Source organism: Burkholderia sp. AU45251 (assembly GCF_030482905.1).
In the GTDB taxonomy this organism is placed as follows: domain Bacteria; phylum Pseudomonadota; class Gammaproteobacteria; order Burkholderiales; family Burkholderiaceae; genus Burkholderia; species Burkholderia aenigmatica.
Genome location: NZ_JAUJQH010000009.1, coordinates 159,605 through 172,293 on the forward strand (window position 1 = coordinate 159,605; position 12,689 = coordinate 172,293).

Sequence of the window (12,689 nt, forward strand, 5' to 3'; positions counted from 1 at the left end):
TTTCGCCGGATCGGCCGCTGGCCGACGCGCGCTTACGCGAACGAGTAGAACACGCGGAACGCGACCTTGCGCTCGCCCCAGAATTCGGCCGCCTCGCGGAACACGTCGAGCAGCGTCTCGCGCCCTTCCTTGTCGAACTTCTGTGCGATCGGCAGCCCCTCGAGGACGATCACGAAACCGGGCTGCGTGCCGGCCTTCGCGACGAGGTCGGTCAGGGAGTCGTACAGCGCGTCGTAGTTCTTCCCGAAATGCTTCGGGAACAGGAACGACGTCGCGATCGTTTCCATCACTTCCTGCTTCGACTGCGCGGCGCCGCAATACGCATACAGGAAATGCTGGCCGAGCCGGCCGGCTTCGTCGGCGAGATCCTGCACGCGGAACGCGCGGATCGACTGCACGAGATTGGGTCGCACGGTCGTGAAAAGGCTCATAGGCTCCTCGTTCGATGAAAGCCCGGGCTCGGCTTCCTGTTGCTCCGGCGTGCCGCCAGCCTGCGCCGCCGCGTGCAGTTGGATCACGCGCTGAAACAGATTGCCGTCGCCGGCTGCGAACAGTTCCGCCGCCGCCGTTTCGTGCGCGTAGATGGAGTCGCTCATGCCATTCGTCCCGAAGTCATTCAACAATACGTTTAAAACTGTTGTAGTGGTCGCCCGTGTAATAACAGTTGTCGATCCGGCGCAATGGCCCGCCACAGACGATCCGGCGCGCGCCGCGATTGCGGGCACGCGGCGTCGGTACCGTGTACTCATGGTAGTAGCCGCGCTTCGCTTTTGGCAGGATCCGCTCGCGGTTGCCAAACACGACGCCGTCTTTCTCGTACGGATAGGGGCCGCCGGCTCCGATCAGGCCCAGCGTGGTCACGGCCTCGCGCGGAAGACTGGCGGTCGGAATCGTATCGAGCCCGCTCGCCACCACATCGGCCGGTACGGCCTGCCGTGCGTAAGCGGCGGAAACCAGACTGCCCGTCGGCGTGCCGACGATACCCATCGCGAACATCGCGAAGACGGACGCGAGCGCGCCGTTGCGGAGCCACTTGCGTGCCATGAACCAGGGTTCCCGCTGTTAAATCAAGTAGTTGACGACCAACAAAGGCGTTAGCGTAGCGTTATTGGCCGCGCGAATCAATGTCCGTTTGGGAATCGAAAGCGTCGTGATATCCAGAATTGCGCATTTTTTACCGAAATCACACTACATTTACCTTACATGAGATAAAATGCGACCGGCATCTCTGGCGTGGCGAGACTCTGCCTCCTTGCCGCGCCTGCTACGTTGAGTGGAGAGAGGTGCTGATGTTGCTTGAGGGAAGCGCGTTTGCGCCCTACCCGCGGCGTGCCCATTGCGGGCACGCCTCTTTTTTGCTTTTGTTTACAATTTCGCCCGACGCGCCACGCCGGTTCGACCGGCCTGGCGCGCTCGTTTTGGCTCAGCGCGTGGCGTTCACGTCGGCGACCAGCAGCGCCGCCATGTTGACGATGCGGCGAACGGTCGCCGATTCGGTCAGCACGTGCACCGGCTGCGCAGCGCCCAGCAGGATCGGCCCGATCGCGATGTTGTTGCCCGCGGCCGTCTTCAGCAGGTTGTAGGCGATGTTCGCGGCGTCGATGTTCGGCAGGATCAGCAGGTTCGCTTCGCCTTCCAGCGTCGACTCCGGCAGGATTTCCTTGCGCAGCGCCGCGTCGAGCGCGACGTCGCCGTGCATCTCGCCGTCGACCTTCAGCTCCGGTGCACGTTCCTGCAGGATCGCGAGCGTATCGCGCATCTTCTTCGCCGAAGGTGCGTTGCTCGTGCCGAAATTCGAGTGCGACAGCAGCGCGACCTTCGGCTCGATGCCGAAGCGGCGCACTTCTTCCGCAGCCATGATCGTGATCTCGGCCAGCTCTTCCGGGGTCGGATCGACGTTCACGTGCGTGTCGACCAGGAAAATCTGGCGGCCCGGCAGCACGAGGCCGTTCATCGCCGCGTACACGCTGCAGCCCGGGCGCTTGCCGATCACCTGGTCGATGAAGTGCAGGTGACGGTGCGTGGTGCTGATCGTCCCGCAGATCATCCCGTCCGCTTCGCCCTTCTTCACCAGCATCGAGCCGATCAGCGTCGTGCGGCGGCGCATCTCGACGCGCGCGAGCTGCTCGCTGATGCCCTTGCGCGCCATCATCTTGTAGTACGTCTGCCAGAAGTCGCGGTAGCGCTCGTCGTGCTCGGTGTTGACGACCGTGAAATCCGTGCCCGGCGTCAGGCGCAGGCCGTAGCGCTGGATACGGTGCTCGATCACCGACGGGCGGCCGATCAGGATCGGCTTCGCGAGTTTTTCGTCGACGATGATCTGAACGGCGCGCAACACGCGCTCTTCTTCGCCTTCCGCGAACACAACGCGCTTCTTCTCTTCCGGCGCGGCGCGCGCGATCTGGAAGATCGGCTTCATCGTCGTGCCGCTGTGATACACGAACTGCTGCAGATGGACGCGATACGCCTCCATGTCCTCGATCGCGCGCGTCGCGACGCCGCCGTCCATCGCGGCCTGCGCGACGGCCGGTGCGATCTTCACGATCAGGCGCGGATCGAACGGCTTCGGAATCAGGTATTCGGGCCCGAACGACAGGTCCTGGATGCCGTACGCGGTCGCGACGATGTCGCTCTGCTCGTGCTGCGCGAGCTCGGCGATCGCGTTGACGGCCGCGATCTCCATTTCACGCGTGATCGTCGTCGCGCCGACGTCGAGCGCGCCGCGGAAGATGAACGGGAAGCACAGGACGTTGTTGACCTGGTTCGGGTAATCGGTGCGGCCCGTGGCCAGCACCGCGTCCGGACGCACTTCGAGCGCGAGTTCCGGCAGGATTTCCGGCGTCGGGTTCGCGAGCGCGAGGATCAGCGGGCGCTCCGCCATGCCCTTCACCATCTCCTGCTTCAGCACGCCGGCGGCCGACAGGCCGAGGAAGATGTCCGCGCCGTCGATCACTTCGGCCAGCGTCCGCGCTTCGGTTTCACGGGCGAAACGCTCCTTGTCCGGATCCATCAACTCGGTGCGGCCCTTGTAGACCACGCCGGCCAGGTCGGTCACCGTGATGTTCTCGAGCGGCAGGCCGATGTCGACCAGCAGGTCGAGACACGCGAGCGCGGCCGCCCCTGCGCCGGACGCGACGAGCTTGACCTTCTTGATGTCCTTGTTGACGACCTTCAGCCCGTTCGTGACGGCCGCGGCCACGACGATCGCGGTGCCGTGCTGGTCGTCGTGGAACACCGGGATCTTCATCCGCTTGCGCGCTTCGCGCTCGACGATGAAGCAGTCAGGCGCCTTGATGTCTTCCAGGTTGATCCCGCCGAAGGTCGGCTCCAGCGCAGCGATCACGTCGACGAGCTTGTGCGGGTCCGACTCGTTCAGCTCGATGTCGAACACGTCGATGCCCGCGAACTTCTTGAACAGCACGGCCTTGCCTTCCATCACCGGCTTCGACGCGAGCGGCCCGATGTTGCCGAGACCGAGCACCGCCGTGCCGTTCGTGACGACGCCGACCAGGTTGCTGCGCGCGGTGAAGCGTGCCGCGTTCAGCGGATTCTCGACGATCTCCTCGCACGCGTACGCCACACCCGGCGAGTACGCGAGCGCGAGGTCGCGCTGGTTGATCATCTGCTTGGTCGGGGCGATCGCGATTTTCCCGGGGGTCGGGAATTCGTGATAGTCGAGCGCGGCTTCGCGGAGCTTGGCTTTGGAGGAGGCTTGGGTAGACATGTGTCTCTTGGCGGGCGGATTAGAATGACTCTTCGACGGCATTGTAGCGCCAATCATCGGCCGCCAAACCGGCGATTCAGGTGCAACAGCCGCGACAAAAATGGGCTGAACGGTGCAGGAACGCCGCCGTTCGCCTCGTACAATGCCGTTCCTTCAATCGTTTCGGATCCGCCCGCCGTGCCAGCCGCCCTCTCCGAGTTTTCGCTGATCGAACGCTTCTTCACGCGCCGCGCCGCGCAAGGCGCACGTGCGTCGACGCTCGGCATCGGCGACGATTGCGCATTGATCACGCCCCGATCCGGGAAATTGCTGGCCATTTCGACGGACATGCTGGTGGAGGGCCGCCACTTCTTCCCCGACGTCGCGCCCGACGCGCTCGGCCACAAGACGCTCGCGGTCAACCTGTCCGACCTCGCCGCCATGGGCGCCGAACCGCGTGCCTTCACGCTCGCGTGCGCGCTGCCGCGTGCCGACGCGGCGTGGCTGGAAGCGTTCAGCAACGGGCTGTTCGCGCTCGCCGAACGGTACGGCTGCGAGCTGATCGGCGGCGACACGACGAGCGGCCCGCTGAACCTGTGCGTGACCGTATTCGGCGAAGTCGCGCCCGACGCGGCGCTGCGTCGCGACGCCGCGCGCGACGGCGACGACGTCTGGGTGTCCGGCACGCTCGGCGATGCGCGCGCGGGGCTCGGCGTCGCCCGCGGCGAATGGACGGCCGGCGCGAACGAAGCGGCCGCATTCCGGCAGGCGCTCGAGCGCCCGGAACCGCGCATCGCGCTCGGCCTCGCGCTCGCGGGCGTCGCGCACGCGGCGCTCGACATCTCGGACGGCCTCGCCGGCGACCTGCAGCACATCCTGACGCGCTCGAACGTGCTTGCCGAGATCGACGCCGACGCGGTGCCGCGTTCGGCCGCGCTCGCGACGCTGCCGCCCGACGTACAGCGACGCTGCACGCTCGCCGGCGGCGACGACTACGAGCTGTGCTTTACCGCGCCCGCCGCGGCCCGCGCAGCAGTCGAGGCGGCCGGCGCGAAGGCCGGCGTGGCGGTCACGCGAATCGGTACAATACGCGGCTTGTCCGCGCCGTCGGAGCGGCCCGCGATCGCGTGGCGCGACGCCGCCGGCGCGCCCCTGGCTCTCACGTTGCACGGTTTCGACCACTTCCATGCAGACTGACCCGACGCCCGCACCGCAGGCGACCGAGCCCGGCGCCGCGCCGCGCCCGACCGCGCGCTTCATGCTGTCGCATCCGGCGCATATCGTGTCGCTCGGCTTCGGCAGCGGGCTTGCGCCGCTCATGCCCGGCACGTTCGGCTCGCTGTTCGGCTGGCTCACGTTCGTCGTGCTCAACCGCTACCTGACGGTGCCCGAATGGTGGGCGCTGATCGCGGCCGGCTTCGTGGCCGGCACGTGGCTCACCGGTTTCACCGCGAAGAAGATGGGGTCGTCCGATCCGGGCGCCGTCGTCTGGGACGAGATCGTCGCGATCTGGCTCGTGATGCTGTTCGTCACGCCCGCGACCTTCGTCGGCCAGCTGTGGGCGTTCGTCGCGTTCCGCTTCTTCGACATGCTCAAGCCGCCGCCGATCCGCTATTTCGACCGCCGCCTGAAAGGCGGGCTCGGCATCATGGTCGACGACCTGGTTGCCGCGTTCATGACGCTGCTCGTGATCGCCCTGTGGCGCTCCGTCGTCGGCTGACCGATTTCCCGACTCCCGTTTCCCGACGCGCATGCCAACCGATTCCGTCGTCCACCAGCTTGCGATCCGCGCAGGCAACAAGCTGCGTGACGAGCACCTGACGCTCGCCACCGCCGAATCCTGCACCGGCGGCATGATCGCCGCGGCGATCACCGACATCTCCGGCAGCAGCCAGTGGTTCGAGCGCGGCTTCGTCACGTACTCGAACCAGGCCAAGATCGAGATGATCGGCGTGCCGCCCGACCTGATCGACAAGCACGGCGCAGTCAGCGAGCCCGTCGCGCGCGCGATGGCCGAAGGCGCGCTGCGCAACAGCCGCGCGCAGGTCGCGCTGTCCGTCACCGGCATCGCGGGCCCGGCCGGCGGCAGCGAGAAGAAGCCGGTCGGCACCGTGTCGTTCGGCTGGAGCAACCGGCTGCATACCGACGTCGAGACGCTCGTGTTCAAGGGCGACCGCGAACAGATCCGCACGCAGGCGGCCGCGCATGCGCTGCGCGGGCTGCTGAAGCTGCTCGACGAGCGCGAGGGCTGATCGATCGACGGGCGCCCGCGGCGCCCTCGTCGTCGCTTGCTGCTTACTGGATCGCGTCGGGCTTCACGACGATCCAGTTCTTGTCCGCCGTCACCGGCAGGCCGAGCGACTTCTGCTGCGCGGCCGATTCATCCGACCACGCGCGAATCTGCGCCATCTGCTTGTCCTTCTTGTTCACCCACACGCGCACGCCGCCGCGCGCGATATCGGTCGCGTTCAGCAGCATGTAGCCGTCGGACGTCGGCGTGTCGCCCGCGACGAGCACCGGTTTCTTCCACTGGTCGATCCAGCCGACGATCGAGCCGAGCTTGCCTTCGTACCAAGTCATCGGGTTCATCAGGAACGGCGTGATCACCAGGCCGCGGTTCGCGGCCTCGTCGTACTTGCCGGCCTTGATCTGCAGCCGCGATGTGGTCAGCGCGCCGGTCGCCGGGTTGCGCAGCAGCGTCGTCACGCCGATCACGTTCTGCGGCTTCACGTTGTAGCCGTACTTCGGGTCGGACAGCACGAGCCGCGCGAGCTCCTCGTGCGCGGCCGTCATCACGTAGACCTCGATGCCGTTCTCGCGCAGCGCGTTGTACAGCTCCTGCATCCCGCGGAAGAAGCGCGGCGGGTTCACCGTGCCGTCGACTACCTTGTCGCCCTGCCAGTAGCGGATCGGGATCGGCTTGCCGTCGGCGAGCATCGCGTCGACGTGGCGCTTCAGGTCGGCCAGCGACTGCCCGGCGAACGCCTGCGCGATCCACGGGTAGCAGACCAGGTCGTCGATCTCGCACAGCCGGTAGTAATAGCTCGTCAGCGATTCCTGGTAGTCGGCGGAATCCTTGAACGGGATCAGCTTCAGCGACGGGTCGAGCGTGTCGCGCGTCAGCACGCCGCGGTGCTCGAGGTACGGCAGCAGCGACTCCTCGAGGTCGTAGCGGTAGGTCGTGTTGTCGGCGTCGAACACCGCGTAGTCGCCGCGGTGCGCATGCGCGGCGATCATCTCGTTCAGCGCCTTCGCGCTGTCGGCCGGCCAGTGCGAGAGATCCGCCGCATGGGCGAAGCTCATGCACAGCGATGCGGCTAGCGCGCTCAGAAGACGTCGGGACAGCTTGGGCATGGCGTCGCTCCTTTCTTGACATTTTCGTTACGGATCGATGACAAGCGGGAGCATCGCGCGACTAAATTGCGGGCATGCGGTACGGAAGCGACGGGAAGTTGTCCGCGTGCGCCAGTGCGGGGCGGGCGGAAAGGCGGGAACAGCGAGGGAAACAGCCCGGGCCCGCGCGCGCGGGCCGGCCGGAACCGGCCGCCCGGGAAGGCGGCCGGCGCGACATCAACGATGCGCGTTGATCGTGTCGCGGGTCTTCTGCGCGGCGAGCGCCGCCGCTTCGGCGAAATCCTCGCCGTTGCTCGCGTACAGGATCGCGCGCGACGAGTTGATCATCATGCCGGTGCCGTCGGCCGTGCGGCCCGCGTTGACGGTTGCCTGCACGTCGCCGCCCTGCGCGCCGATGCCGGGAATCAGGAGCGGCATGTCGCCGACGATCCCGCGCACGATCTCGATTTCCTTCGGGAACGTCGCGCCGACCACGAGGCCGAGCTGGCCGTTCTTCGCGTTCCACTTGTTCGCCGCGAGATCGGCGACGACCTGGTACAGCGGCCGGCCGTTCGTGTCGAGGAACTGCAGGTCGGAACCGCCCGGGTTCGACGTGCGGCACAGCACGATCACGCCCTTGCCTTCGTGCTCGAAGTACGGCTCGACCGAGTCGTAACCCATGTACGGGTTCACCGTGACGGCGTCCGCGCGATAGCGCTCGAACGCTTCGCGCGCGTACTGCTCGGCCGTGCTGCCGATGTCGCCGCGCTTCGCGTCGAGGATCACGGGCAGGCCCGGGTGCTGGAGGTGGATGTGCGCGATCAGGCGCTCGAGCTGATCTTCCGCGCGGTGCGCGGCGAAGTACGCGATCTGCGGCTTGAACGCGCTCGCATACTGCGCGGTCGCGTCGACGATCTGCCGGCAGAATTCGAAGATCGCGTCGGGCTGGCCGTCGAACTGCACGGGAAAGCGCGACGGCTCGGGATCGAGGCCGACGCACAGCAGCGAATTCGTGCGCTGCCACGCGGCGCGCAGCGATTCGATGAAAGTAAGCGGGGAAGACATGGCGGATACTCGCGGCAAACCGTTGGTAGACCGCGTATTTTACCCGCGTCGCCGGCGTCCTTCGCGCGAAGCGGCGTCGCTACGCGCATCGGCACGCTCGACGGTGAACGAAAAACGCCGCGTGAGCCGCTCGCCCGGCGCGAGCAGCGTCATCCCGTGCGCGGCCGCGCCGCCCGGCAGGTTCACCGCATTGATCGGATGATCGACCGGCTCGAAGCAGAAGAAATCCTTGCCGGGCGGCGTATAGAGCACGTACGCGTCGGCGTCGGCCGCCACTGTCAGCGACAGTCCGCGGCGCGGCCAGCTCACCGTCGCGTGGCCGCCCCAGCCGGTGAACGCATGATTGACGAGCGCGGCCGGCAGCGGATACGCGACGCCGAACTGCCAGGCCGGCGGCACGCTCACGTGCCGCACCGGCAGGAAATCGGCGCCCGACAGCCACAACCCGCCGGCCGCCGCGGCCAGCTCGGTCACGGCATCGCGCACCAGGAACGGATGCACGCCGAGCCCGAACGGCAGCCGCGCGCGCCCCGCATTCTCGATCGTCAGCGCGATCGACAGCGTCGCATCGTCGAGCTCGAACGACTGGATCGCGCGGAACGCATAGGGCGCGCCGGCGGTGCGATCGAGCGACAGCTGCAGCGACGTGCCGGTCGCATCGTCCACCTGCCACGGCGCAAGCCAGCCGTCGCCGTGGATCGGCAGCGGCTCGTCGCGTCGGTTGCGCGGCACCGCGACGCTGCGTCCGTCGCATTCGAACCGCGCGCCGCCGATCCGGTTCGAGTACGGCAGCAGCGGATAGCACGCGAGCTCGTTCGGATCGGTCGCCGCCTCCGGCTGCTCGCAGCGGCGAAACACCGGCATCAGCGCGCCGTTGTCGCCGCGCCAGTCGAAGCGCGCGATGCCGCCGCCCAGATGCGGCAGCACGTCGAGCCGCAGCGACGCGTTCGACAGCGTGACGGCCGCCGCATGCGCGGCGCCGACGCCCTGCGCGAAGGCCGCCGTCTGCGGGCCGGGGCTGACCGGCTGCGCGGCGGCGGCGAGGCGCGCACGGCGCGACTGGCTGGTGGACGACGATGCGCGCGAGGACGTGGCGGTCATGATGAACTCCTTTCCTTCGTCGAAGAAACGATGCGGGTCGTGCGAACGGTCAGGCCCAGCCGCCGTCGACGATCACGTCCTGCGCGGTGATCATCCGGCTGTCGTCGGCCGCGAGGAACAGCGCCATCCGCGCAAGATCGGCGGGCAACAGCTCGGCATCGAGGCACTGGCCGGCCTTGATCGCCGCGCGGCCTGCGTCGTCGAGCCACAACCGGCGCTGCTTGTCGGTCATCACCCAGCCGGGCACCAGCGAATTCACGCGGATGCCGAACGGGCCGAGGTCGCGCGCGAGCCCGCGCGTGAGCCCCTGCACGGCGGCCTTCGCCATCGTGTACACGGGATAGCCGCCGTTCTTCAGCATCCAGCTGATCGAGCCGAGATTGACGATCGCGCCGCCCCCCTGCTGCTTCATGTCGTCGATCACCGCCTGCGCGGCGAAGAACTGATGACGCAGGTTCACCGCGATGCCCGCGTCGAACGACTCGGGCGTCACGTCGCCGATCGCATGGCGCGCGTCGTTCGCCGCGTTGTTCACGAGCACCGCGATCGCGCCGATGCGCGCGCGGATCGCGTCGATCGCATGGCGCAGCGCGTCGATGTCGGTCAGGTCGCACTGGATGAACAGCGGCGCGTGACGCACGTTCGGCACGTGCGCGAGGCGTTCCGCCAACGCGGCACCGGCCGCCGCGTCGAGATCGACGAACGCGACGCGCGCGCCCTGCTCGGCGAAGTGTTCGACGAACGACGCACCGATGCCGGTCGCGCCGCCCGTGATCAGCACCGCGCGATCCTCGAGGCTCGGATAGCGCGCATGGCGCGCGTGGTTCGGGTCCTGCGCGGAAGTGTCGAGTGTCATGCGAATCGTCTCCGTGAAAGCGGTCAGTCGCGGACGCCGCGGTTCTTCAGCTGGTCGAGCAGCACGGCCGCGAGCAGGATCGCGCCGCGCACGAGGTACTGGTAGAACGCGTCGATGTTCAGCAGGTTCATCACGTTCTCGACGGTGCCCATGATCAGCACGCCGATCACGACGCCCGAGATCGTCGCACGGCCGCCCATCAGCGACACGCCGCCGAGCACGCACGCGGAAATCACGTTCAGCTCGAAGCCCTGCGCGGCATTCGGCTGGCCCGACGTGATGCGCGACGCGAGGATCACGCCGGCGAGCGCCGTCACCGCGCCCTGGATCAGGAAGATGTACACGCGCGTGCGTTCGACGTTGATCCCCGCGAGCCGCGACGCTTCCGGGTTGCCGCCGATCGCGAGCGTGTTGCGGCCGTATACCGTCTGGTTCAGCAGCACGCCGAACGCGATGAAGCACAGCAGCGTGACCCAGATCGGCAGCGACACGCCGAACAGCGACAGCCCGCCGAGCGCGATGAAGGTATCCGACGACACGCCGACCGCCTGCCCCTTCGACACGATGAAGCCGAGCCCGCGCACGATCTCCATTGTCGCGAGCGTCGTGATCAGCGCATTGATACGCAGGTACGCGATCACCGCGCCATTCACGAAGCCGATCGCGGCGCCGGCCGCGACCGCCGCAATGATCGCGACGAACGTGTTGTCGGTCGCGTTCAGCACCATCGCGCACAGCACGCCCGAGAACGCAACGGTCGAGCCGATCGACAGGTCGAAGTCGCGCGATGCGAGACAGAACATCATCGTGCACGCGACCATGCCGATCTGCGAGATCGACAGCGCGAGGCCGAGCATGTTGTCGATCGAGAAGAAGTGATCGACGGTCAGCGACATCGTGATGAACATCACCGCGAAGATCGCGATCAGGCTGTATTCGGTCAGATGCTGCCACCACTTCCGGCGGTCGCTCTGCTGCGGCACCAGCGCGTCGGCCGACGGCTTCACGGCGGCGCTGCCAAGGTTTTCGTTGACTTGCATGATGGTGTCTCCTGCTCCTGCATCGCACGGCCCGCGCCGCGCGTGTCCGATTCGATTGTCGTGTTCCGTGTCAGGCCGCCTCGACGGCGCTCGTCTGCGGCAGCGCCAGGCTCAGCACCGCGTGCTCGTTCGCCTGGTCGCGCGGCAGCTCGCCCGCGATCCGGCCTTCGCGCATCACGACGATGCGGTCGGACACGCCGAGCACTTCCGGCAACTCCGACGACACCATCACGATCGCGCAGCCGCGTTCCGCGAGCCGGTAGATCACGTCGTAGATCTCGTGCTTCGCGCCGACGTCGATGCCGCGCGTCGGTTCGTCGAGAATCACGACCTTCAGGTCGGGCTCCGCGAGCCAGCGCGACAGGATCGCCTTCTGCTGGTTGCCGCCCGACAGGAAGCGGATCTTCTGCCGCCGGTTCGGCGTCTTGATCTTCAGCCGCTGAATGAAGCGGTCGGCCGTTTCGCTTTCGGCCTTGCGGTTGATGAAGAGCCCCGCACGCAGCGAGTGGCGGCGGCAGCTGATGTTGATGTTCTCCGCGACCGACGCGATCGCGATGATCCCCTCTTCCTTGCGATCCTCGGGGCACAACACGATGCCGTGGCGAATCGCGTCGCCGGTGCGCTTCACGTCGATGCGCGCACCGTCGAGCGTCAGCACGCCCGCGCGCCGGTGATCCGCGCCGTACACGAGCCGCATCAGCTCGCTGCGGCCCGCTCCGACGAGCCCGAAGAAGCCGACGATCTCGCCTGCGCGCACCGAGAAGCTGGCGGGTTCGCGCAGTGCATGGCCGTCGACACCTTCGGCGGAGAACCGCACGTCACCGAGCGTGCGCGGCGCGTAATGATAGATATCCGAAATCTCGCGCCCGACCATCTCGGCGACGAGCCGTTCGCGCGGCACGTCGGCCAGCGATTCGTGCGACGCGATCTTGCGCCCGTCGCGGAAGATCGTGCACGCATCGCACAGCCGGTAGATCTCGTCCATCCGGTGCGAGATGTAGATCAGCGCGCGGCCCTGCGCGCGCAGGTCGTCGACGAGCTTGAACAGCACCTCGGTCTCGCGATGCGACAGCGAACTCGTCGGCTCGTCGAGCGCAATCACGCGCGCATTGCGCATCAGCGCCTTGCAGATCTCGACCATCTGCCGCTGCGCGATCGACAGCCGCCCGAGTTTCGCGTCGGGATCGAGGTCGACGCCCATCGCGGCGAGCCGCTCGCGCACGTAGCGCTTCGCCTCGCGCTTGCGCACCCAGCCGAACGCATTCGGCAGACGGCCGAGCAGCAGGTTTTCCGCGACCGTCAGGTCGGGCACGTACTGCAGCTCCTGGTGGATCACCGCGATGCCGGCCGCGATCGACGCGGCCGCATTCGCGAACTGCACGGGCTGGCCGTCGACCAGCACGCTGCCCGCATCGGGCTGGTATTCGCCGCCGAGAATCTTCAGCAGCGTCGACTTGCCCGCGCCGTTCTCGCCCATCAGGCCATGCACCTCGCCCGCATGCACGTCGAACGAGATGCCGTCGAGTGCGCGCACGCCGGGAAAGACCTTGCCGATATTGTCAAAACGCAGTGCCGCTGACACGTCGTCTCC

At 67.3% G+C, this 12,689-nt stretch carries 12 protein-coding genes; 3 read left to right on the plus strand and 9 right to left on the minus strand.

Features of this window, described 5'->3' with window-relative positions; genetic code table 11:
* Positions 1 to 32 precede the first annotated feature (32 nt).
* The 3 genes from QZM67_RS19770 to QZM67_RS19780 form a co-directional block, all read right to left on the minus strand.
* A complete protein-coding gene (locus QZM67_RS19770) occupies positions 33 to 596 on the minus strand; it encodes a barstar family protein (RefSeq protein WP_301805999.1) in 564 nt (187 codons plus the stop codon).
* A gap of 16 nt (positions 597 to 612) precedes the next feature.
* Positions 613 to 1,044, minus strand: coding sequence for a ribonuclease domain-containing protein (locus tag QZM67_RS19775; protein ID WP_043191316.1), 432 nt, complete (start codon positions 1,042 to 1,044; stop codon positions 613 to 615).
* Positions 1,045 to 1,423: 379 nt separating this feature from the next.
* On the minus strand, positions 1,424 to 3,766 hold the full coding sequence (locus QZM67_RS19780; RefSeq protein WP_043191318.1) for an NADP-dependent malic enzyme: 2,343 nt from the start codon (positions 3,764 to 3,766) through the stop codon (positions 1,424 to 1,426).
* Positions 3,767 to 3,901: 135 nt separating this feature from the next.
* On the opposite strand from QZM67_RS19780, the gene thiL reads away from it, so the two are divergent.
* Genes thiL through QZM67_RS19795 form a run of 3 tightly spaced genes read left to right on the plus strand, consistent with a single transcriptional unit; the run spans position 3,902 to position 5,955 of the window.
* Positions 3,902 to 4,900: a thiamine-phosphate kinase gene (gene thiL, locus QZM67_RS19785; RefSeq protein ID WP_301806003.1), complete on the plus strand. Its 999-nt coding sequence runs from the start codon at positions 3,902 to 3,904 to the stop codon at positions 4,898 to 4,900.
* Positions 4,890 to 5,423, plus strand: coding sequence for a phosphatidylglycerophosphatase A (locus QZM67_RS19790; protein WP_301806006.1), 534 nt, complete (start codon positions 4,890 to 4,892; stop codon positions 5,421 to 5,423). The genes thiL and QZM67_RS19790 overlap by 11 nt, the downstream gene beginning before the upstream one ends.
* Before the next feature lie 31 nt (positions 5,424 to 5,454).
* Positions 5,455 to 5,955 (plus strand): CinA family protein, encoded by a 501-nt coding sequence (locus QZM67_RS19795; protein WP_034186407.1) that lies wholly within the window; start codon positions 5,455 to 5,457, stop codon positions 5,953 to 5,955.
* 43 nt (positions 5,956 to 5,998) lie between these two features.
* Here QZM67_RS19795 and QZM67_RS19800 read toward each other — a convergent pair whose 3' ends face one another.
* The 6 genes from QZM67_RS19800 to araG form a co-directional block, all read right to left on the minus strand.
* Entirely contained in the window at positions 5,999 to 7,057 is a 1,059-nt protein-coding gene (locus QZM67_RS19800) for a haloacid dehalogenase-like hydrolase (RefSeq protein ID WP_301806009.1), read from the minus strand.
* Between the two features lie 216 nt (positions 7,058 to 7,273).
* Positions 7,274 to 8,101, minus strand: coding sequence for an orotidine-5'-phosphate decarboxylase (gene pyrF, locus QZM67_RS19805; RefSeq protein WP_047899773.1), 828 nt, complete (start codon positions 8,099 to 8,101; stop codon positions 7,274 to 7,276).
* A 39-nt stretch (positions 8,102 to 8,140) separates the two neighbouring features.
* Complete coding sequence (locus QZM67_RS19810; protein ID WP_301806015.1) at positions 8,141 to 9,202, minus strand: aldose 1-epimerase; 1,062 nt, start codon at positions 9,200 to 9,202, stop codon at positions 8,141 to 8,143.
* Positions 9,203 to 9,251: 49 nt separating this feature from the next.
* Positions 9,252 to 10,058 carry an SDR family NAD(P)-dependent oxidoreductase gene (locus tag QZM67_RS19815; RefSeq protein ID WP_301806018.1) on the minus strand — a complete coding sequence of 269 codons (807 nt, stop codon included), beginning with the start codon at positions 10,056 to 10,058 and terminating at the stop codon, positions 9,252 to 9,254.
* A gap of 23 nt (positions 10,059 to 10,081) precedes the next feature.
* Complete coding sequence (gene araH, locus QZM67_RS19820) at positions 10,082 to 11,098, minus strand: L-arabinose ABC transporter permease AraH (RefSeq protein WP_175021564.1); 1,017 nt, start codon at positions 11,096 to 11,098, stop codon at positions 10,082 to 10,084.
* Positions 11,099 to 11,168: 70 nt separating this feature from the next.
* Positions 11,169 to 12,680: an L-arabinose ABC transporter ATP-binding protein AraG gene (araG, locus tag QZM67_RS19825; protein WP_089449879.1), complete on the minus strand. Its 1,512-nt coding sequence runs from the start codon at positions 12,678 to 12,680 to the stop codon at positions 11,169 to 11,171.
* Between the last annotated feature and the right edge of the window lie 9 nt (positions 12,681 to 12,689).